Below are 23,096 nucleotides of genomic sequence, written 5' to 3' on the forward strand. Positions count from 1 at the left end.
CGAACAGAGTAGTTAAGCCCCTCATGGCCGATGGTACTGCACAACAATGCGGGAGAGTAGGTAGCTGCCATATTTATTGAGCCCTGTAGTAACCCTACAGGGCTTTTTTGTTGCTATACATCACCACTCCCTCGCCCGCCACCCCCTCCCTCATTCCCATCCCGCCGATCCCACCGCAAATCATTAATTTTAGTGGTAACCAACACTACACGATCCCTTGCACAGCGCCAGCATTTGCCGCGTCCTCTGCCTCCTCTGGATGGCCCTTTGCTGCCGCTACGCCAGCGCGCAACACGAGCAAGCCAACCAGCCACCCCTCGATTACCAGTTTACTGAACTCTCTGCCCGCCACGGCCTCCCCACCTCCGAAATACTCTCCCTCTGCCTCGATCATCGCCAGCAACTCTGGATCGGCCACACAGCCGGCCTAAGCCGCTATGATGGCTATAATGTCTACAACTACCTCTATAGCTATAATAAACGCATTGGCAGGGTATACTGCCTCCTGGAAGACACTACCCGCAATACACTTTGGATCGGCGCCGCAGGAGGGCTGTTCTATTACGATGGAACGGAAGTCAACGCCGTCAAACTTCGCGACCAAACGCTCCCTGTATACAGCTTACTCCAGCAGAACCTCCAACTCTGGGTAGGCACCGGCATGGGGCCGGCCCTCCTCGACAGTCAGCGGATCGCTCAAATCATGAAAGCCGACACCGTCAGTCTGATCAATGAAATAATACCGGCCTGGCGTTCACTCAAGCACGATCAACGCGCAAAGCAACTCGCCCTCCACACCAATGGAAACCTGCTCGTTGGTAATGCATCCCGTGTCTATGAAGTTGAGCCAGGCGGAATGAAAGAGATCTGGCGGTCAACACACCCGTCCGATCTACTAAACGGCATCAGTTGTACGGGAAAAGGAGAAGTGATGATCTGTGGCAACTTCAGCGGCGTAAACTATAAAGAGAACAACACCTGGAAAACCCTGCCCATACCATTCATCACGGGAATGGATTTTCACCGGGAACAGGGCAACTGGTATTACTATAATGCAGAGGCGATCTTTCAGGTCGATATAGAAAAGAAAACATTCAAACTGATCGTCTCCATCCCATTCGATCACCGCGAATGGGGCTCTGCCTTTACCTGCGATAAGGATGGTAACTTCTGGATCGCCACCCACGAGGGACTGCTTTATGCAAAGCCGGCAATATTCAAAAGCCACCTGCAGGATGAACCGGAGGGATTCAATGAACTATACAGCCTATGCCTGCTCAAGGACGGAACGATCATAGCAGGAGGCAATCGTGGACGGCTCTTCAAACGAAGTGGGGATCGATTCGTAATGGCAACACCCCGGGATAAGCGGATATTCCCACAGGCAGAAATAAAAAGTATCTGCCAAACCGCTGATGGAGAGATCTGGTACGGGAGCGGTTATCAGGGCCTGGCCCGCCAAACCCCCAAAGGTCTGCAATATTATTATCAGCAGGGAGTCGACAAAACATTCCTGCACGAGCAGCAACTCAGCAACGGAGAACTCTGGACAACGGGCGACAAGAACGTAACACGCATTCATAAGTACTCAAAAGATTCACTCGTCTTTACACAGTACTCCTGGCGTCAGAACATAACCGATAATCCGCAGATCAGGAGTATCGTCGAAAGCCCCAATGGCCGTGTTTACGTTGGCAGTTCCTGGGCGTTGGCCACTGTTCGCGACAGTGCGCTTGAGCCGGTTCCATTGCACAAAGAACAATCATTCGCCATCAACGATATGCAGAAGGACCAGGCAGGTAAAGTGTGGATAGCTACGCAGGGAAATGGCTTATTGCATTGTTCTTTTGCAGGAGATAGCCTCGTTGTAGAGAAACAACTTACGGTAAACGAAGGCCTATCTTCAGACATATTTGTTAAAATACTGGTTGACAAAGACAACATGTTATGGGCACTCGCCTACAACGGGCTCAACAGGATAGAAGAAAGGAATGGTGAATACCATATCGCATCCAGAGAGATCGACAGACAGCTCCTTAAAGGGGATTATCAGAATGCAGACATGCTGCAGGATAATCAGGGTACCATATGGATGGCAACAAGCTCTGGCCTTTTGTCCTTCAACCCCGCGGTCTATACGCAAACACTCTCAGCGCCAACCCTCTTCCTGAGCAGTATTAAATTGATGGGCAACGGACGCACACGCAATCTGCTCCCATACCAGCATGAATTCCTCCCCGCCATCCTTTCGCACAAGGAGAACACGCTTGAAATTCAATTCACAGGCATCAATTATAGTAACCCGGCAGCCGTACAATACGAATACCGCCTCCGGGAGCAGGATACCGCCTGGATCAAATTGCACAACAACAGGCAGTTACTACTGAGCAGTATGCCTGCGGGATCGTACACACTACAGGTAAGAGCAAACGCAGGATCCGATCAATGGAGTAAAACCATTTCCTGGCGCTTTACCATATTGGCACCCTTCTGGCGCACTACCTGGTTCGTCATCCTTGTATTCATAATTGCCGCGTTGATCAGCTTCCTGGTAATAAGAAGTAGAATGAAGAACCTGCGCAATAAAGCAGCAATACAACGCGACTTTGAACGGCAGATCGCAAGAGTAAAAATGAATATGCTCCGCGCACAGATGAATCCGCACTTTATCTTCAATAGCCTCAACTCCATCAATAACTTTATATTGAAGAACGATCCGCAAAACGCCTCCGGATACCTCACCAAGTTTTCCCGGCTCATGCGCATGATCCTGGACAACTCGAGGAACGAGTGGGTGACCCTCGAAAACGAATTGAACGCGCTGGATCTATACATACAGCTGGAGGCGATCCGCTTCGACAATGTATTCAGGTACAAGCTGCACATCGACAAAACGATCAATCCCGCACAGGTGGTTATACCACCGCTCATTATACAACCTTATGTCGAAAATGCGATCTGGCATGGGCTCTTGTATCGGGAGACGCCGGGAGGAATATTAAACCTGGAAATAAAAAGGGTGGGCGATACCCTGGAAATAATCGTGGAAGACAACGGCGTAGGTCGCGAAGCATCGGCCGCCATGCACAGCAGGTCGGCCCTGAAACGCAAAAGCCATGGCATGAAGATTACAGGAGAACGGTTGGATATCGTCAACATGACCTACAATGCCAATACCAGTGTAGCGGTCAGCGATTTGCATGACGAAATCAATAGTGCGACCGGCACCCGCGTGCAGATCACACTGAATTACATTCAAAACAAAATGGCCTGACAATGAAAGCCATTATCGTAGACGATGAAAAGCATTGCCGCGAATCTCTGCAAGCCCTGTTGCAAAGGCATTGTCCACAGGTGGAGATAGTGGCCAGTTGTGCCGACGCCATGACTGCCATCAGTGCAATAGAGCAACACAAACCCGACGTGGTATTTCTCGATATCGAAATGCCGCGCATGAATGCATTCGATCTGCTGGCCCGGATACCCGACATTGATTTCGAGATCGTATTCACCACAGCCTACGATCAATACGCCATCCGTGCCATCAAATGCAGCGCATTGGATTACCTCCTCAAGCCGGTTGATGTAGCCGAACTGAAACAGGCCATCGAAAAGCTGGAACACCGGCCACGCTACCGGATTGGTAAGGAGCAACTGCAGCAAATGGTCAATAACTTCAGCAGTACCGTACAACAGGATTTTAAGCTCATCATAGCCACCCTCGATGGCAACTATTTCCTGCAAACCGACGAGATCATGTATTGTGCAGGCAACGACAATTATACCCATTTTTACCTCACCAAAGCGCGAAAACTGGTCAGCGCCAGGACCCTGAAAGAATATGAAGAATTGTTGGCGGCACAAGGGTTCCTGCGTATCCATAAATCTTACCTGGTCAACCTGAAGTATGCCGTAAAGTATTCAAGAGCCAACGCCACACTGATACTGGAAGACTACACCGCATTGGAAGTGTCCCGGCGGAAAAGGGATGCAGTCATCAATGCATTGTTCAATAAGTAAAAGACCTGCACCAATAGCCCGTTGACCGTTTCCTCAACCACCGCCCGTTCGCTCGCCTGATACAGATTAGGTTGTTTACTTAATCTTACTTTATACCGTCATATTCAATAGCCCCACAGAAAGATCGATTACTATACCTTATCGGATAACTAACCTCGCATTTCTGATAGTAGCAACAACAAGACTGGTTTTACCATAACCTTAAAATATCAACTATGGATCGGAAACTTGTGTATCCGTTACTATTATTACTACTATCGGTTACCTATGCAGGCACAGCCCAGGACTTCTACTCGGGCGTATGGCGAAAAGGAAACGGCAGCACCTACCTATGGTCGGGTGTATCCTGGGCCGACTTCAATAAGAAGTGGGCAGAGCTCGCCAAACAAAATCTTCGGCTCATCGACATCGAAACCTACGAATCAGGTGGCAAACGCTATTTCTCGGGCGTTTGGGAAGGGGGGAATGATGGCTATGCCCTCACACCCGCCGGCCTCGACTGGGCAGCATTCAACAAATTCTGGAGCGACTACAGCAAAACGCTCCGGCTCATCGATATTGAAACGTACGCTGAAGGGGGGAAACAGTATTTTCTGGGCGTATTCAGAGAAGGCAAAGATGGATACGCCCTTACCCCCGCAGGTCTTGATTGGGCAGGTTTCAATAAGTTCTGGAGCGATTACAGCAAGACGCTCCGGCTGATTGATATAGAAACCTATACTGCGGGAGGCAAACGCTATTTTCTGGGCGTATTCCGGCAGGGGAACGACGGATATGTACTGTCTCCCTATGGGATGGACTGGCCACAGTTCACCAAATACTGGGAGGATCGGGGAAAGGAAAACCTCCGCCTCATCGACATGGAGTCCTACAACGAAAATGGCAAGCGGATCTTCCTCGGAGTATGGCGCCAGGGCACGGACGGCTATTACCTATGGCATGGAGCCGACTGGCAAAGTTTTACCTCCAAATGGGCTGAGTTGAACGGCAGCAACCTGCAATTGATCGACATGGAAACCATTGATGGCTCCTGCCCCGCAGGCTGCCTCAACCAGGCATTGATGGCCGACAATCCATCCACCTCGGGGCGAGACACCTATGATTACGGAATATACGCCACCTCACAGCATTGCGAAGAGGAGCCGGCAAACTGCCCAAGTCCGGGATCGGGAGCCAGGGTGTATTATCGCTGGCCCAACCTCAAGCTGGGCAACGATTACTACGTCCGTAATTCTGTGTTGTACGATGCAGACGATAAGATCTTCACCTTACCATTTAAGGAAAAGGCATCCGACATGTCAAAGAACGGCTGGCTGTATTCACCCGGCGCCTGGCACCACGCCATAGACTATTCGAGAAAAGATGGGAAAACCTTTCAGCTCACGGCAGCAGCAGCCGGAAAGGTGGTTTATGCAGGATACGATGAATGGTCTGGCAATACCATCATCATCAGCCACAATGCCGGTGGTAAAAAGGATGCTTACCGAACAATCTATATGCACGTAAGAAATGGCGCCGATAACGACTGCGCCGCTGCCTGGAGTAAAAGTCAGCCCACTTTGAATCAGGCCGCCAATGATCCAACCAGGGTCAAGTACGAGAACCATTTGAAAAATACGGGATGTCCGCTTAAAGTGTCCGACAGGAATCCGGACGCAGGGTGGTGGGGAACCAACTCACAAAAGATCAGTAGTGATTTGGTCGGCAAAAATGTGCAGGCTGGCGATGTCATTGGATGGGCCGGAAGTACCGGACCCGGGGGGCAGGCCGCCAATCACCTGCACATTTTCTTCGCACACCGCGATCCGGGCGATAAGCGCTGGTATTTCTTTGATCCTTATGGCATCTATGGAACCCCCGATTGTTACCCATCGGAAGTAGACGGCGCCATCAACACCCCCTGCGCACGCTACCCGGTGGCCTGGAAGAACGGCAAACCCGATTACGCACAGTAGCCATCAGGTACGGAATCGTTTGCGTAATTTTAAGCAGGATTCCTCATTCTGCAACCGGGCATTATTTATATTTGTCCGGATGAGGAACCTGCTTTTTTTCCTACCCCTTATATTGTGCGGAGCTGTTGTATACAAAGCAGAACCTATTAGGGCATTTAAGATCACAGGCCACGCACAGGGAACTACCTACCAGGTAACCTATTACTCAACTGATAGTCTGGTCACCAAAGCACAGGTCGACAGCCTGCTCACCTCGATCGACTCCTCACTCTCTATTTACAAAACTTACTCCCTCATCAGCCGTTTCAACCAGGCTGAAGCAAACATTAAAATGGATGCTCATTTGGCCACCGTGGTCAATAAATCCATAGAAACCTACCGGCAAACGGAGGGAGTATTCGATATTACCGTCCAACCACTGGTACAGGCCTGGGGATTTGGCCCGAAGAAAACGGACAAGCTGCCGGATTCTGCCACGATCATTTCCCTCAAACAATGCGTAGATAGCCGTTACTTACAGGTAAATGGTCTGCAGCTCACAAAGGCGAAGCCCTGCGTGAAGATAGACGTGAACGGGATTGCTCAAGGCTATAGTGTAGACGTAGTGGCCTCGTTCCTGGATAGTAAACATATAAAGAATTACCTGGTAGAGATCGGTGGCGAGATCAGGATCAAAGGACATCGGCAGCCATCGAATGAAAAGATGAAAATTGGGATCGAAGCACCCGGCGAAGATGAGTTCCAACTCTCATTACTGCAAAAGATCATTTCGCTCGATAGTGGCGCCATCACTACATCAGGAAGTTACCGGAAGTTCTATGAAAGCGGTGGGAAAAGGATATCGCATATCATCGATCCCCGCACCGGCTATTCAAACCAAAGTGAACTGATCAGCGTCACCGTCTATGCACCCGATGCCATGACCGCCGACGCCTACGACAATGCGCTGATGGTAATGGGCCTGCAGAAAGCAATGAACTTTGTAGAGAACAGGAAAGACCTGGCTGCTTACTTTATTTACCGTGATAAGCAAGGTAAGATCAGCGATACGGCAACCAGCAGCTTTAATAAGTTGGTGAACAAACAATGATTCGAAACCATGACGGCGGGCATAGACCCGGCCGCATACAATGCACCATATGAGCAGAAGAAAATTCTTACAACAGGCAGGAGCACTTACCGGCGGACTCCTTTTGCACAATCAGTTGCTCCAGGCCTTTGCCACCCCCTATGCAGAAAAACTGAATGTAGCCGTCATTGGATGCGGCGACAGAGGTACCGGCATCATGTCGGTGATGCGCGAATTACCGGAACTATTCAACATAGTTGGCATTTGTGATATCCTTGATTTTCGCATCGACTATGCACGGAAAGTAGCAGGCGCATCCGCTCCAAAGGAATATAAAGATTACCGCAAGCTGCTCGAGGACAAGACCATCCAGGCGGTGGTGATCGCTACGCCGCTCAACATGCATTACCCGATTGCATCCGACGCATTGAATGCCGGCAAGCATGTTTTCCTCGAAAAGACCATGACCTACAATATACCGCAGGCCATAAAGCTGGTGCAGCAAGTAAAGCAACATCCCGGTCAGGTATTACAGGTAGGTCACCAATACCGGTATGTACCCCTGTACTTCAAGGTAAAGGAAATGATCGAAAAAGGATACCTCGGCAAGATCACCCACATCGATTGCCGTTGGGATCGCAACTGGAACTGGCGCAGGCCCGTACCTGCCGGTTACAACGATAAGGAAGTGAACTGGCGCATGTACAAAGCCTATTCGGGCGGCCTCGTGGCCGAACTCCTGTCGCATCAGATCGACTTCATCAACTGGGCATTCAATACCCATCCCGATCAGATCATCGGCACCGGAGGCATCGACTTCTATAAAGACGGACGTGAAACCTACGACAACGTATCGGTAGTGCTCCGCTACAATAAGGAAAACATGATCGGCAACTTCGGCGCCACCTGCGGCAACGCGCGCGAAGGGTATATATTCAAATTAAAAGGGACGAAAGGAACAGTCGCCCTGTTGGTGAATGAAGGTATATTTTATCCCGAAGCAGCTGCCCGGAAAGAACTGGAAACAGTAGATGGCGTGAGCAGCGCCACCAAAATAGAATGGAACAAAGATGGAGGCATACCCATCCTGAAGGAGCCTATGAAAGACGGCACCTGGTATGCCCTGCAGGACTTCCACAAATGCATCGTGGAAAAACAGAAGCCTGTTTCGAACGTGATCACCGGAGCCACCACGGCCGTTTGCGTACATCTCGCCAACGAGGCAGCGTACAGCCATGCCACACAAAACTGGAAACCAGCCTATAACTTCTCATAATTATTACCACGCGATATGAAAAAGATTCCTTTCCTTTTAGCAATGACCATGCTGGCCGGCGGCGCTTTCGCACAAAAGCAAACCGGTGGATGGACCAATCTCTTTGATGGAAAAACCCTGGATGGCTGGAAGAAGCTATCTGGCAATGCCGAATACACTATCGAGAACAACTCGATAACAGGCATAACCTCCCTCAATACCCCCAATACTTTTCTCGTAACAGAAAAGGAATTCGGCGACTTTGTACTCGAACTCGAAGTATTGATGGAAGATACCACTTCCAACTCCGGTATACAGTTCAGAAGCCACCTCAATCCTGAAGGCAACAACGGAAAGGGCAGGGTGTATGGCTACCAGTTCGAGATCGACCCATCCGCACGCCGCTGGTCGGGTGGCATCTACGACGAAGCAAGAAGGGATTGGTTGTATCCCCTCGATCTCAATCCTGCTGCCAAAACCGCCTTTAAGAATGGCCAGTTCAATAAAGTACGTATCGAGTGCATTGGGCACGATTTACGCACCTGGGTCAACGGCATCGCCACAGCGCATGTAGTAGACACCTTCGATGCCAGCGGTTTTATCGCGCTGCAGGTACATAGCATTGGCAAGCCCGAACAGGCAGGAAAGAAGATCTTCTGGAAGAACATCCGGATCAAAACATCCGGATTGAAACCATCACCTGCCTCAAAGACTACTTATGTGGTCAATACCATTCCCAACAACCTTTCGGCAGCCGAAAAACAAGCAGGCTACAACATGTTGTTTGATGGGGCCAGCACGAAAGGCTGGAAAGGAGCCTACAAACCTGGGTTCCCCGATAAAGGATGGGAAGTGAAGGACGGAAGCCTGAATGTGATGGCAGCAAGTGGAGCAGAATCTACCAACGGTGGTGATATCGTAACCACCAAACAATACGGCGCCTTCGACCTTTCTTTCCAGTTCAGGCTCACTACCGGTGCCAATAGCGGCTTAAAATATTTCGTAACGCTTACCGAGAACAATCCGGGCTCCGCCATCGGATTGGAATACCAGGTGCTTGATGATAAGGTACACCCCGATGCCAAAATGGGCCGCGATGGAAACCGTACCATGTCGTCGCTCTACGATCTCATCGCCGCTAAGAAGTCGGATCGCTTTGTTCGTCCTCCGGGGCAGTGGAACTATGCCCGCGTGATCGTTTATCCAAACAACCACGTTGAGCACTACCTCAATGGCATTAAAGTGTTGGAATATGAGCGTGGATCACAGGCATTCCGCGACCTGGTGGCCATCAGCAAATACAAGAAATGGACAAACTTCGGAGAGGCCAAAACGGGATACATTCTGCTGCAGGACCACGGCAATGATGTAAGCTACCGCAGCATCAAAATAAAGGAACTGAAATAATCTCCGGCGTTTAACAACGCCCGGTAGCATCGATCGAACCTGGTAAGATTTGAAGAACATCAAACTTACCAGGTTTTCTTTTGTAATAGGAAAAGTTATGCAAACCATCATCGCCATATCAGGTAGCCTGCGTTCTGCATCTGTTAATACTACCTTACTCAATATTGTCGCAACGCGCCTGCCGTCTGGAATAGAATACAGCATCTTTGAAGGTATTGCCGACCTGCCCCATTTTAATCCGGATATAGACAAAGGGGAGCCCCTGCCTGCGGTACAACGCCTGCGCGACCGGATCAGGGAAGCCGCAGCAGTGGTTATCTGTACGCCCGAATATGCATTTGGGGTGCCTGGAGTACTCAAAAATGCCCTGGATTGGTTAGTTTCATCGGGCGAACTCAACGAAAAACCCGTCGCGTCGATCAGTGCCTCCCCCCTGTACCGTGGAGGCGATAGGGCTCATGCCTCCCTGTCACTAACCCTGGAGGCCCTGGGCACGAAACAAGTGGCGCGGGTAACCATACCGGCCATCACCACTAAACTGAATGGAGAAGGGCAATTAACCCACCCCGAAACCCTGCAGGAGCTCGATCAGCTCGCCCAGGCACTCGTAGCCACCATACAACCCTGAATCATCGATGGGGAGCCGGTCTTCGGAGCTAAAGCTTGAACGCGCCTGGGGCCCCGGGAAATCTTACACCAGAGGCCCCGCATTGCATATTCGTAGAAACTTGTGTAGCTTAACAGCCTGTTAGGGATCGATACAACAGTATGAAAGCAAATAAAGCCAGCAGAACAGCCCAGTACATGGCCTTATTCAGGGCAATTGAAACAACCCGTCCCCTGGGAATACGGTTGTTCAATGATCCCTATGCTACCGCCTTCCTCAACACAGGCCTTAAGAAAGCTGCGCAGCTGTCCCGGATCCCTTTCATTCGGGATATCGTTCAAAGTATCATCTACCGCAAAATACCCGGAGCCTTGTCGTCCGGAATAGCCAGGACCAAATACATTGACGATCTGCTTTATTACGCCATCAACAACGGTGCGCAACAGGTATTGATACTGGGAGCAGGGTTCGATACAAGAGGCGTAAGATTGAGTTTCCTTAGAAATACATCGGTCATCGAAATAGATCATCCCAATACCTCCTCTCTGAAAATAGAGGCCATGAGGTCGAGTATGGGCAGGCTGCCGGGGAATATCAATTATCATCAGCTCGATTTCAACAAGGAAAGCCTTGACGATATGCTCACCTGGAATCCGATCGATCTCTCCAGGCCTACCGCCATCATTTGGGAGGGGGTAACCAATTATTTGACGCCATCCGCCATTGAAAATATGTTCCGCTTTCTGAGTCGTTTTGCAGGAGGCTCTTATATAATCTTCACCTATGTTCATCAAAAGGTACTCGACAGTCCGGAATCCTATTATGGAGCCGAAAAGCTGCTGAACGACCTGGATAAGATTGAAGAACGATGGACCTTCGGCTTCCGCCCGGAAGAACTGAAAGATTACCTCAACGAACGCGGCTGGGCACTCCTCGAAGACAAAGGCGCTACCGAATACCGCAGAAAATACATGCCCCAGAACACTGAGCGTGGCTACGAGTTTTATAGAGTAGCATTTGCCAAAAAGAGAAAATAAGTGATTATGGCCCAACAAAAAAGCCGTCCCTGACGAGACGGCTTTCTATAAAGTGCGAATGAACTTATCTATTCACGGGGCGGCTGCTGTTCCACCTTTTCTTGAAGTTATTATTCTTATTTCTGTGACCTGCGTCACCGGCTGCCTTTTTTTGAAGAGCAGGTTGTGAAGCCATTACCGAATGCAGGGGTTGAAACGGATGTTCATCCACAACGGGAATGCTTTGCTTGGTGAGCTTTTGAATGTCTCTCAAATATTCCCTTTCTTCTGCATCGCAGAAAGAGATAGCGATACCACTGGCACCCGCACGACCGGTACGGCCAATGCGGTGTACATAGGTTTCGGGTACATTCGGAAGTTCATAGTTGATCACGTGGGTGAGGTTATCAACGTCGATACCCCTTGCGGCGATATCCGTAGCAACCAGGATCCTGATCTTACCATCCTTGAAATTGCTCAGCGCATTCTGTCGGGCATTCTGCGACTTGTCGCCGTGAATGGCGTCAGCCCTGATGCCTGCTTTGGTAAGTGCACGGGCAATTTTGTCGGAACCATATTTCGTACGGGCAAATACCAGCGCACGATCGATGTTTGTATTCTCCAGTACATGGATCAGTAAAGAACGTTTGGTATCCTTATTGGTAAAGTATACCTGCTGTTCGATCTTCTCTGCTGTAGAAGACACGGGCGTTACCTCGATCTTAACTGGTTCTTTCAGGATCGTATTGGCCAGCGACGCGATCTCAGGAGGCATCGTGGCAGAAAAGAACAACGTCTGCCTTTTTACAGGGATACGGCTGATGACGCGCTTAACATCATGAATGAAACCCATGTCAAGCATACGGTCTGCTTCATCGAGCACGAACAGTTGCAGGTGTTGCAAACTGATCAGGCCCTGATTGAGCAGGTCAAGCAGCCTGCCCGGAGTAGCGATCAGCACGTCAACACCATTACGCAGGCTATTCACCTGGTTATGTTGGGAAACGCCGCCAAAGATCACCATTTGGTTAAGACCGGTATATTTACCATAGGTCCGGAAGCTTTCTTCGATCTGGATAGCCAGTTCACGCGTAGGCGTTAGCACCAGGGCCCTGATAGGGCGTGGTCCTTTACCTGCGTTTTGGCGACCATGCAATAATTGTAAAGTTGGGATGGCAAAAGCAGCTGTTTTGCCGGTGCCTGTCTGGGCGCATCCCAGCAGGTCTTTCTGAGACAATACAATAGGGATAGATTGTTCCTGGATAGGTGTGGGATGGGTATATCCCGTTTCCTTCAAAGCCTTCAATAAAGGCTCTTGAAGATTCAATTGATCAAAAGTCAAAATGATAGTTTTAAATAAATAATTGTTAACTATCAACTACGTAAAAGTGATAACGGAGAGAGAGCTAACTGTCTGTTCCTCATCAGCCTATGACTTGATGAGCTTTTGTGCGGGAAAAGTATCGAGTCCACTAAGAGTGAGAATTGGACGCAAAGGTATGCATAATTTATTTAATCTTCTTTAAGAGAACGTTAAGAACCCGCAGGGCAGTATATCAATCACTTACACATGCCCGGCGTCGCCATGTATCAGCTATGTGCAACCGCCCATGGTTACAACTGATCATACCCTTTTTCCCGCCTCTGCATTCACCAGCGCAATCAATCAGATTTTAAGTAGGTCGGGGCTCAGCGGTATGCTATCAGCCACCGTTAAGCCCGGCATTCATCGCTGTGCAAGCCATTACCTTTCACCAGGGTCGGTGTTTGGCGCTGGGCATGTAAACACCTTTCCCCGCCAGACGGGTTTTGGCCTGCCCTCAAAAGTATTCCGGGATTAGAGCAATTTTCATAACTTAGTTGTAGATACAACCAATATGAAACCAGCAGGATTAGACCAGAACATTATTTACCTCTGTGCCCGTTTCTCGCATCAATTTAGCCAATTGATGGCGGCTACCTTTAAACAACATGATATCGACATAACAGCCGAGCAGTTTGCCATCCTCGTAGCATTATGGTATAAAGACGGAGTTAGCCAGAAGGAGATCAGCGAGCAACTGAACCGTGATAAAACGACCATCACCCGGGTGCTCATGAACATGAAGAAGAATAAGCTGATCAGGCAGGTGACAGATGCGGCAGACAATCGATCCAACCTCATCTACCTCACCGAAAAAGGGAAAGCAATACAAGCAGCTGGCGTTCAGGTATCCGGTCAGCTATACAAACAGGTATTGAAGGGGATCACGAAGTCGCAGTTGCAGGAAGGGGTCAATGTGTTGCAGAAAATGATCCACCAATTATAAAACCCATCCGCCATGATACAAAACAAAGCTTCGTTCCTGACTTTTCTAATCATCCTTGCTGCCTGCTCTGTTACCATTGCACAGGATAAACCAATCGCCGGTAAACTGTTTCCGAGAAAGTACAAAATGGGCGATGTTTACCGCTACCGGCTAACCACCGAACAACTTTATAATGGAAAGTGGAATTCGACATCTGTGGTAGAGCTGGAATTGAAAGTAGTAGCTGACAGCGCCGGCCATCCTGCCGATGAGGTGCGTAGTATCTCGAAACTGGTCTATACGCCCAAAGACACAACTGTTGCCAATGCTGAAGCGCTCTCGGTAAAGCCCTATCAGATATCCTTACATACCGAAGGGAAGTTGGAAATACCGAAAATAGAAGTGCCCGGCATGACTGGCCCCATTACCGACTTTATCACTTTTTTTGTAGCAATAAGCCCGGCATCGCGAATTACGACACTGGAAAAGGCAGGAGATAGTTTGATCCGCCAGGAAACAGCCCGCGGTAATTTCGCCAATGGCAAAACTATTCTGGTGGGCGATGATTGCCTGGCTATAAAGGCATACATCACCGGCATCACACAGAAAGAGGTGTTTGTCCGCACAGCCTTTCTTCCTCCGGCAGCCACCTGCCTTACGTTCCTGTTAGAGGATATGAATAAACCTGTCACCAGGGGAGTGCTCAATAACTTTCAGATGGTACAACCTGCAGGAGTTGATAAATTCAACGTGCAGTATGGCAACGAAGAGTTTACGATCAATAGTGCCGTTGCCAGGGAGGATGGTAAGCTGTTGAGCGCATCAATGTCCAATACCTTGCAGTTGTCTTTGCGGATGCAGTGCAATAAAGAGTATAAAGACTGCAAAATGGAAGTGCCTTTTCACATTCAAAGAAATCTTAAGCTGGAGCTCTTTCCTTGATGTGGCTTGCAGATGTTGTGGCTCCCACCGGAGGCAAATGGCGGGCATTGGGTCTGTTATCATTCCCCAATGCCCGCCAGCTTTTATTAGATCTTAGGCTCCCAGCCTTTTTCGTATTGTCGTTTCCAAAGCTTCATCGCCTGCTTGTCGTGCAGAATATGTCCGTTGGTGGGGTCGGTAATAAGTGTCCTCCCTGTGCGTTGGGCAATATTGGCCAGCAGACAAAGCAGTACACTCTTGTGACCTTCATCAACAGGAGAATTGATTTTTCCTTCTCCACGGATACCACCAATGAAATTGTTGAAATGATGAAAGTCGAGGTTTCCTGTTGAGCTCACCAGATTGCCTGAATCCGCTTTTGCGTCCGATTTCACTTCTTTGATCAGCTTTTTGTTGTTATCGAAGATCTTATAGTTATCACTGCCATAATTGACCAGGGTGCCTTTATCGCCGTAAATGATAAAGCCCCTGCCGGCGCCTTCCACCGGAAAGTCGTTGCAGCTCCTGCTTTCCCAGGTAATGGCTTTGTTGTCACCAAATTCAAAAGTGGCCACCTGGGTATCCGGTGTTTCCCAATCGTCTTTAAAGGCATACCGGCCACCGGCCGATGTTACTTTGGTCGGAAAGTCTACACCCAGGAACCAGCGGCAACAGTCTATTTCATGTGTGCCGTTGTTGCAGGTTTCAGAAGTACCCCAATGCCAGAACCAATGCCAGTTGTAGTGCACCAGGTTATCCTGGTAATCCCTGCGGGGCGCAGGGCCCTGCCATAGGTCAAAGTCAAGCGTCATGGGTACCGCTACCTTCTTGCCAAAGCCAATGGACTTCCGGTTATTGGCATACCATCCTTTCCCGAGGTAAACGTTGCCAATGATGCCTTCTCTGACTTCCTTGACGGCATTGATAAGCGTAGGGAACGATCTGCGTTGATTACCCATTTGGATCAGCTTTCCATGCTTGTTCATAACTTGCACCAGCAACTCTCCTTCATAAGGATTGTGTGCGCAGGGTTTCTCAACGTATACATGCTTGCCATGTGTTACACCCAAAATGGAAGCAGGCGCATGCCAGTGATCGGGAGCGGCCACCACGAGGGCATCAAAGTCTGTCTTTGCAACCAGCTCACGGATATCTTTGATGACGGTTGGCTTACGGCTAGCCTTCGCAAATGGCTTCAATCCATTTTGAATGGCTTTCTCTTCAACGTCGCATAGGTAGGCAATTTCAACATTGGGTAATTGAGAAAAACATTCCGCGAGGTAAGCACCCCGGCTGTTGACGCCCATCACAGCAAGCACCACTTTATTACTGGGTGCGTTTTTGCCAAATACGGGAAAGTTGAGGATGGTGATGCCGGCTGTAGCCAGCGAGGTAGTTTTGATAAAATCCCTTCTTTTCATATAGCGTAACTGTTTAAGTAGTTTCGAAAGAATGTTGTCTCATTGACACCAAAAACACTTATCTTTTGAGCTAATCGACTGACTGACTTGCCTTATGATCCATTCTTTTAATATTGCTATCGTATGCAATACCCTGGCCGGTAATGGTTACTCCGAAACGCTGTCCGACCAGCTACAGCAACTCCTCAATAAACAACAGATACCCTGTACAGTATTCCGGGACACATGGCCTGCGCAGTTCTCAGGATATTCGGATGTTTTCATATTAGGGGGTGATGGCACGCTAAACCGTTTTATCAATCAGTATCCAAATATATCCATTCCATTGTCAGTTTTTAAAGGAGGATCCGGAAACGATTTCGGCTGGAAGCTTTACGGCCATCTTTCGTTTGAAGCACAGCTCAGCCAGGTACTGTCATCATCTCCCAAACCGGTGGATGCGGGCAGCTGCAACGGACGGTTATTCCTGAATGGAATAGGGGTAGGCTTTGATGGGGAAGTCGTGAAGTCGATGGGCCGTAAACGTTTTTTTGCCGGCCACCTGGCTTATCTCGGCACTGTAATCAGGAAGATATTTTTCTTCAGGGAAAAAGAGCTGGAGTTGGAGTATGACGGCCGTAGGGTGAAGGATAAATACTTTATGATCAGCATAGCCAACGGCTCGCGGTATGGCGGCGGTTTTTTGGTAGCGCCTCAGGCCACCGTGAACGATGGCTTGCTCGACCTGGTCATGATCCGCAAGATACATCCGCTGAAGCGGTGTTTCTACCTGCCCAGGGTCGAGAAAGGGAAGCATATGAACCTTCCCTTCGTAAAGGCCGAAAGGGTGAAGGAAGTAACCATAAAAGCCGCGAGCCCTGTACCTGGTCACATCGATGGAGAATTATTGGAGGAAAAGGAATACAGGATAACGGTATTGCCAGGTAGATTTCTATTCAGGGGGCAGCATACGGCATAAAAAAAGCACTGCCATTGCAAGCAGCGCTTATCTAACCCATAAAAATCTATTTAGGAAGCCGAAACAGACTCGTTTTTCTGATCTACCGTAATCACGGGAATATTTGAGCCATAAGAAAGTATCTTCCTGGTAACCCGGCTCCACCAGCCTGGCAGGTGAAATTCTTTGAAAGGATTGGCCATAATAAGATCGGCATTGATGCGCTTCGAAAACTCAAGGGTGCTCTTTGCCAGGTTCTTTCCTTCCAGCAAAAATGACTGAACCGGAATAGTTGAAAGGCTTTGTACTACTTCGAGGGCCTTATCCATAATGTTCTCTGCGGCATTGCCGTCTTTATCGTTGCGCAGGGAAACCAGGTACACGGTAGATTTAAAAGAGCGGGCAAGCATAGTAGCCAGTTTGATGCGGTGTATCGGCAGTTCATCTGTCAGCGGCAATACGATCTTCTTGAAATGGCTTACGAGGCCGCTTGAGCGTACCGCCAGTACAGGAACATTCGTTTTACGGGCCAGTTGACCGATGGATACCGAAGAAAGGATCCGGTGGATGAGGTTGAAACGGGCAAGCCCAACTACCACGAGATCCATATCAAATTGCTCAATATATTTTGACAGCTGCTGACTGGCGTTACCCTGCAACAGGCTTATTTCAATTTTGCCGCCTCCACACAAGTGCTGCCGGTACATATCTTTCAGGTGCTCCAGTTTCTTCCGCGAATTGTTCATTTCCGAAGCCCGCCCTGGCATATTCAAACTTGTTTCGATTGGGAGCAATGGCAACAGGTTGCTCGATACCACATGAACGAGGTGGATATTACAATGGAAAGTATTGGCAAGCTCTATCGCTTTCGAGATGGCCCACTTATTCTTTCCGGAAAAGTCAACCGGTACCAGGATATTGTAAAAGGTTTTAGGCATACGCGGTTTTTTTTAAGGTTTACAAATGAGTGATTGTTGTTTTTAAGCAAGGGATAGTAACGGTTGAAAACTGTTTTCCCTGATATTTTTCATCGCGATCGTTTCGAGTAATTCATCTTTGGTGCAAAACGCAACGCCCTTGCCGGCATGACCGATCATGCAGCGGTCGTCGCGGCTATCTCCGACAACCATGCAGTTCTTTACCTGTACCCTGTATTTATCACAGGCAAATTGAAGTGCATTGGTCTTACAGTAGGAATGGCCGCAGATACTTTCGGGCGAACCAAAGAAATAGAAGGGCAGGTTGACCTCTCCCGTGGCTTTCCCTTCAAAGAATTCAAGTTGGTTGGCATACGAGAAGTCGGCGTCGATCTGTTGGCGCACATAGTTGGTAATAAGTGTATAGCTGTTGCTGATAATGCCTATGATATATCCGCGGTCTTTCAACTGCCGCACTACATCTTTAATATCCGGTACCATCGGGATCTTGCTGGCTACATTCAGCAGGTCGTCCATCGTGCGGCCTTTCAACAACATGCCAATCCGTTTGGTGAGGATGATAGAGTCTTTCTCCTGCGCACGCAGGTCTTCCAGCTTGCCGGTAAACCCAAATTCCTTTGCACAGGCATCGATGGTACGTCCCATGAGGATGGTGTCGTCCATATCAAAAACAACCATTTTGTGAAAGCCGCTTAGCTTCTCCCGCAGGGTCTTGTTCATTTCACTGTTGATCGTTTCGAGCGAGTGGATCTCTTCTTCACTGATCTCTTCGGGATGCTGCCGCTGGGCCTTGCTGATGATGGCCCTGGATACTTCTTTGCTCATCTTGCCCAGCGCCTGCCAGGGCTTGCTCTTATTTTCTATGTAGCCGATGTTGACCTCCTTGATACGCGCCTTCATCAGGTACATATCTATCAGGATGCCGATATCCACGCCATAGTCATTGAAGAAATCAATTTTTTTGAAGTAAGCTTTCTTGCCGGCGATCATGCCGCTCAAAGGTTGCGAGAAGTAAGACAGGCCGGGATAGAAGATATTCAATAAGGGTTTTGCCACCAGTTCGGTAACCCGGCCGGCATTGCGTGCGAAGCTTCCTTTTACAAAGTCTGCCTCATCATTGATCAGCGGGTCCGATAAGCCCGTGATCGTGCCCTCGGGATACGGATCTATATCACCGTCCAGGAAAATAATGAACTCGTTGGTGGCCTGCAGAATTCCGTCCTTCATGGAGATACCTTTGCCGCGCACCTGACTGGTGATCACTTTGGCGCCGGCAGCTGCTGCTACAGATGCTGTGTTGTCTTCCGATTTATCGTCAACCACAATCACTTCCGTTACGGAAGGATGTTGAAGACAGAAAGCGACAACACGTGCAATCGTCAATTCTTCATTCAATACTGGTATGATAACAGTTAGCACAAGTACCTCCTTTTAAGATTCTACGATTAAGAATGGTGAAATCTGCAGCTTTTATTCCACACAAAACGCCCCATGGTCTGGGGGTTATGTTATCTTGACAAAAGCCATGCCCCGAGTGGCCTGATGATGATTAATTTTTTGTTTCCGGGTTAACCTGCACCACCTTATTTATTGCGTTTCGAAAAACAAATAATATCAGGTACTGATCTTTAGGATCGATTAGAACGATATTAAAATGGAATTAAACGTTCGTGCTTAAAATCAAGAATGTCCGGAAAGCGATGAGCCTGGTTTTGACAGAGGGGGTAGGGAATGTTGTAGGTCATGAAGTATAACACTTTCGGTGGGAGCACTGCAGCAGAAGCCCGATAAAGGTTCCAAATTTGCCCGGGTTTATATATACAGGCGGTCTGGCATTAAATGTTCCTATTATCCATTCTATTAGGCCGCGGCGGGCTTTATACCATCGCTGGGAGGAGGCGTGGGTATCATGTATTGCTGAGGAAGCTTATGGGCAAAAAAAATCCTCCTGATTGCTCAGAAGGATTTCGTGTATACAAAGAGATGATTTGATTAATAATCCCTGTTGTAACCGCCGCCGCCGCCACGGTTGAAGCCACCTTTCTTGTAGCCTCCACCGCCACCGCTACCGCCGCCGAAGCTTCTTTTCTTAAAGCCTCCACCGCCGCCACCTTGAGGTTTAGGCTGTGCTTCGTTAACGATGATCTTTCTGCCGAGTACTTCTGATTCGTACAGGCTGCTCAGTGCATTTTGAGCTTCACCATCTTCGGGCATTTCTACGAAACCGAAGCCTTTGCTACGGCCGCTTACTTTGTCCTTAACGATTTTTGCAGAAGTAACAGAACCATATTGCTCGAATAAGGTTCTCAGATCCTCGTCGGTCATTTGCCAGGAGAGGTTCCCTACGTAAATGTTCATTGTAACTAAAATTTTTAAAGTGCTGAAAAAACGGATAATGACAATAGTTACTGCTATGAACTGAGGAAACCAGGATATTAGGTAAGACACTTCAGAACAAGAGAACTAAGTACATTAATCAACTGTGAAGATAGTGAAATAATTATGTAAACAACAAAATTATTCCGCCTGCCCTTTACTGGGGCGGATTTGGGAGGTTTCGCCTATTTAAAACGTTGTAAACGTGTAATAATTGTTCCCATCTGTTACATTGAAATATATCAAATAACTGGTGACCGGAATGTCTGTTGAATTCACGGCCATAACCCGGCATTATTGCATCATCGTTTTAGCTAAACGACCATCGCGGTTATAAACATCCTGCCTGAAATTCAGTTTCCCGTCGGAAGTAACAAACGCCGTGAAATAACCAATGTACACAGGCATCGGTTGCTGAAGGGTAACGTATTGCTCCTTCCCGGCATTCATGGCCTGGGTAATGCGGGCACTGGTCCAGGAGGGATCGTTTCTAAGCAGGTATTCAGCCAGTTTTTTGGGTTCCGCCAGTCGGATACATCCATGACTGAAAGCGCGGCTTTCGCGCCCAAAAAGGCTCTTGGAAGGCGTATCGTGCAGGTATATGTTGTAGCTGTTGGGAAAGAGGAACTTAACCTGTCCCAAGGAATTGCCGGGCCCTGGCTTCTGCCGGTAGGTATTGCCCACTTTTTCCATCCGGTGACGTGTCAAATAGTTAGGGTCGCGCCTGATGCCCGGCAGCACTTCATTTTTGAGAATGCCTGGCGGAATATTCCAGTAGGGACTAAAGACCACATATTTCATCTCCCCATAAAAGATAACGGTTTTATGTATAGCCTGTCCAACCACCACGTTCATGCTCCATAGCACGGAATCTTTATTGTAAAGACGCAGCTTGTAATCCGGAATATTGATGGCAAGGTATTCACCTGCAGGTTTGGCTGGCACCCACCGGCAGCGCTCCATGTTGATCATGATCTGCTCTATGCGTTGCCTTACCGGTACATTCATCTCTTTCAGCACGGCAGGTCCCGCAACGGCGTCCTCTTTCATGCCCAGCCTGCGTTGAAATGATTTCATACCCTGTGCGAGGCTTGAGTCGAACCTGGAGCTACCGTTATCGGTAGGTAGGTCGCCGGCCACGAAAAGGTATTGGCGAATCTGCCTGATTGCAACGCCGGTATCTCCCAACTGATATTTCTTCTTATCGGCTTTGATTGTGGGCCACCCACCATTGGACGCTATGGTGCGGTAATCCTTCAACTGATCTTTCAGCTTGTAATACTGATAGTACAGAGGTTCATCGGCCAAAAAGGAATCTGTGGGCGATCTTAACAGCGAATCCAGCAGTTCATCCTGTTCAATTTTCTTACGGGGCAGGAACCAATCGAGCGCTTTAGTTTCCTTTTCCGATAGCCCTTGCCATACATGCTTTGCGTAGTAGAAGTACTGCGCGGTGAGCATAAGTTCCGCGTTGGCATCGACAGAGGGAGGGGTGTTCCGGTCGCTCGTTTTCAGCTGCTCATCGGTTACCAGGGTGTCAAAAGCGCCTAAATACAGTACTTTTTTTGTGACGCCCTCATCGCCGATGTTCGACACCCGGTTCAGCAGGTTGCCGGCCTGCTCGATGATGCCCAGACTGTCGAACCAGGCATAGGCAAACTGGCGGTTACTATAGAACTGGCGGATATCGCCGGCAAAATCATTGAACTGCGGGTATTCTTTCAGGAATTGATGAATGTGACTGGAGTCGAAGTGCAGCGACCGTTGAGTGCTGAAATTACCCGGAATGGATGGATCGATATTGCTCCGGGCAGGAAGGGTGTCTTTGGCCGTTCGGATAAAAGGTTTTTTGGGGGACTCCTGGCAAGCTGGATAAAGCCATACCAGCAGAAGGCACAGAAATGAATATTTACGCATCGTGAAGGATTGTTATATAAATATAAGGGAATCAGCACAAAGGCTTACGGGTAAGCTGGCCAAGAATATATAATCCATTGAACATCCTTCGATAGCGTTGGGCAGGCACCAAAAACAAAAACCTTCCCGGAAGGGAAGGTTTTCAATGAATTGTATCAGACGAGGATTACTCGGCTACCACTTCAAATTCAACTTCAGTGCTGTTGCCATTACCGAAGTCTACGGTTGCTTTGTAAGTACCCAGTTCTTTCACTTCATCCACGATAGAGATCTTCTTGCGGTCGATCTCGTATCCTTTTTGCTCACGGATAGCGCGGCTGAGTTGGAGAGAAGTAACGCTACCGAAGATCTTGCCGCTGGTACCGGTTTTAGCACCGAGTTTCAGCACACCATCTTTCAGTTTTGCGATTACTGCGTTCACCTCTTTCAGCATGGCTGCCTCTTTCTTGCGGATCTGCTTCATCCTTTCTTCCAGTTGTTTCAGGTTGGAAGGACTGGCTTCTACTGCAAATTTTTGAGGAATGAGGAAGTTGCGGGCATAACCGTTGCGAACTTTCACAACTTCGTTAGCACCACCCAGGTTGTCTACGTCTTGTATCAGAATGATATCCATGATGCTGTTTTTGTTCACCGTTCCCAATCGATCCGGTTATTGCCGGGAGCCGACTGTCTACCCGTTCATCACGGGATTAGGGTGAGGTTTACTTTAATAGATCCGTTACATAAGGCAGTAATGCCATCTGGCGGGCTTTCTTAACAGCCTGAGCCACTTTACGCTGGTACTTCAGAGAGTTACCAGTGATACGGCGGGGCAACATTTTACCCTGCTCGTTCAGGAATTTTTTCAGGAACTCCGCGTCTTTGTAATCGATATACTTGATGCCATATTTCTTGAAACGGCAGAATTTCTTCCGGGGTTTCTCGGTTTTAATGGCGGTCAGGTACTTAATTTCATTTGCTTTTGCCATG

The 23,096-nt window shown here is 48.7% G+C and carries 19 protein-coding genes; 11 read left to right on the forward strand and 8 right to left on the reverse strand.

What is annotated here, in order from left to right; all coding sequences use genetic code 11:
• The first annotated feature begins 217 nt into the window (after positions 1–217).
• From P2H89_RS13010 to P2H89_RS13045, 8 genes are all read left to right on the forward strand, one after another.
• Positions 218–3,274: a histidine kinase gene (locus P2H89_RS13010; protein ID WP_275827394.1), complete on the forward strand. Its 3,057-nt coding sequence runs from the start codon at positions 218–220 to the stop codon at positions 3,272–3,274.
• A 2-nt stretch (positions 3,275–3,276) separates the two neighbouring features.
• On the forward strand, positions 3,277–4,020 hold the full coding sequence (locus P2H89_RS13015; protein WP_275827396.1) for a LytTR family DNA-binding domain-containing protein: 744 nt from the start codon (positions 3,277–3,279) through the stop codon (positions 4,018–4,020).
• A 215-nt stretch (positions 4,021–4,235) separates the two neighbouring features.
• A complete protein-coding gene (locus P2H89_RS13020; protein ID WP_275827398.1) occupies positions 4,236–5,975 on the forward strand; it encodes a peptidoglycan DD-metalloendopeptidase family protein in 1,740 nt (579 codons plus the stop codon).
• Positions 5,976–6,054: 79 nt separating this feature from the next.
• Entirely contained in the window at positions 6,055–7,065 is a 1,011-nt protein-coding gene (locus tag P2H89_RS13025) for an FAD:protein FMN transferase (RefSeq protein WP_275827400.1), read from the forward strand.
• A gap of 49 nt (positions 7,066–7,114) precedes the next feature.
• On the forward strand, positions 7,115–8,320 hold the full coding sequence (locus P2H89_RS13030) for a Gfo/Idh/MocA family oxidoreductase (protein ID WP_275827402.1): 1,206 nt from the start codon (positions 7,115–7,117) through the stop codon (positions 8,318–8,320).
• Positions 8,321–8,335: 15 nt separating this feature from the next.
• Positions 8,336–9,706, forward strand: a complete 1,371-nt coding sequence (locus P2H89_RS13035; protein ID WP_275827404.1) for a DUF1080 domain-containing protein — start codon at positions 8,336–8,338, stop codon at positions 9,704–9,706.
• A gap of 97 nt (positions 9,707–9,803) precedes the next feature.
• A complete protein-coding gene (locus tag P2H89_RS13040; protein WP_275827406.1) occupies positions 9,804–10,334 on the forward strand; it encodes an NAD(P)H-dependent oxidoreductase in 531 nt (176 codons plus the stop codon).
• A gap of 140 nt (positions 10,335–10,474) precedes the next feature.
• The gene (locus tag P2H89_RS13045) at positions 10,475–11,350 is read left to right on the forward strand and encodes an SAM-dependent methyltransferase (RefSeq protein ID WP_275827408.1); all 876 of its coding nucleotides are present in this window, start codon (positions 10,475–10,477) and stop codon (positions 11,348–11,350) included.
• 64 nt (positions 11,351–11,414) lie between these two features.
• Here the strand turns inward: P2H89_RS13045 and P2H89_RS13050 are convergent, their stop codons facing one another.
• Positions 11,415–12,671 carry a DEAD/DEAH box helicase gene (locus tag P2H89_RS13050; protein ID WP_275827410.1) on the reverse strand — a complete coding sequence of 419 codons (1,257 nt, stop codon included), beginning with the start codon at positions 12,669–12,671 and terminating at the stop codon, positions 11,415–11,417.
• A gap of 535 nt (positions 12,672–13,206) precedes the next feature.
• Here P2H89_RS13050 and P2H89_RS13055 point away from each other — a divergent pair.
• Together P2H89_RS13055 and P2H89_RS13060 are read left to right on the forward strand one after the other, a co-directional pair.
• The gene (locus tag P2H89_RS13055; protein WP_275827412.1) at positions 13,207–13,638 is read left to right on the forward strand and encodes a MarR family winged helix-turn-helix transcriptional regulator; all 432 of its coding nucleotides are present in this window, start codon (positions 13,207–13,209) and stop codon (positions 13,636–13,638) included.
• A gap of 12 nt (positions 13,639–13,650) precedes the next feature.
• On the forward strand, positions 13,651–14,559 hold the full coding sequence (locus P2H89_RS13060; RefSeq protein ID WP_275827414.1) for a hypothetical protein: 909 nt from the start codon (positions 13,651–13,653) through the stop codon (positions 14,557–14,559).
• An 86-nt stretch (positions 14,560–14,645) separates the two neighbouring features.
• Here the strand turns inward: P2H89_RS13060 and P2H89_RS13065 are convergent, their stop codons facing one another.
• Positions 14,646–15,959 carry a Gfo/Idh/MocA family oxidoreductase gene (locus P2H89_RS13065; protein ID WP_275827416.1) on the reverse strand — a complete coding sequence of 438 codons (1,314 nt, stop codon included), beginning with the start codon at positions 15,957–15,959 and terminating at the stop codon, positions 14,646–14,648.
• A gap of 94 nt (positions 15,960–16,053) precedes the next feature.
• Between P2H89_RS13065 and P2H89_RS13070 the strand changes: the two genes are divergently transcribed.
• The gene (locus P2H89_RS13070) at positions 16,054–16,917 is read left to right on the forward strand and encodes a diacylglycerol kinase family protein (RefSeq protein WP_275827418.1); all 864 of its coding nucleotides are present in this window, start codon (positions 16,054–16,056) and stop codon (positions 16,915–16,917) included.
• Between the two features lie 50 nt (positions 16,918–16,967).
• Here the strand turns inward: P2H89_RS13070 and P2H89_RS13075 are convergent, their stop codons facing one another.
• From P2H89_RS13075 to rpsR, 6 genes are all read right to left on the reverse strand, one after another.
• Positions 16,968–17,834, reverse strand: a complete 867-nt coding sequence (locus P2H89_RS13075; RefSeq protein ID WP_275827420.1) for a universal stress protein — start codon at positions 17,832–17,834, stop codon at positions 16,968–16,970.
• 42 nt (positions 17,835–17,876) lie between these two features.
• Entirely contained in the window at positions 17,877–19,253 is a 1,377-nt protein-coding gene (locus P2H89_RS13080) for an HAD-IB family phosphatase (protein WP_275827422.1), read from the reverse strand.
• Between the two features lie 573 nt (positions 19,254–19,826).
• Entirely contained in the window at positions 19,827–20,192 is a 366-nt protein-coding gene (locus P2H89_RS13085; RefSeq protein WP_275827424.1) for an RNA-binding protein, read from the reverse strand.
• 312 nt (positions 20,193–20,504) lie between these two features.
• On the reverse strand, positions 20,505–22,127 hold the full coding sequence (locus tag P2H89_RS13090; protein WP_275827426.1) for a L,D-transpeptidase family protein: 1,623 nt from the start codon (positions 22,125–22,127) through the stop codon (positions 20,505–20,507).
• Between the two features lie 166 nt (positions 22,128–22,293).
• Positions 22,294–22,740, reverse strand: a complete 447-nt coding sequence (rplI, locus tag P2H89_RS13095; protein WP_275827427.1) for a 50S ribosomal protein L9 — start codon at positions 22,738–22,740, stop codon at positions 22,294–22,296.
• Positions 22,741–22,828: 88 nt separating this feature from the next.
• Positions 22,829–23,095 (reverse strand): 30S ribosomal protein S18, encoded by a 267-nt coding sequence (gene rpsR, locus P2H89_RS13100; protein WP_127126808.1) that lies wholly within the window; start codon positions 23,093–23,095, stop codon positions 22,829–22,831.
• Position 23,096 lies beyond the last annotated feature (1 nt).

The sequence above is a fragment of the Paraflavitalea sp. CAU 1676 genome, from assembly GCF_029223285.1.
Lineage (GTDB): Bacteria > Bacteroidota > Bacteroidia > Chitinophagales > Chitinophagaceae > Paraflavitalea.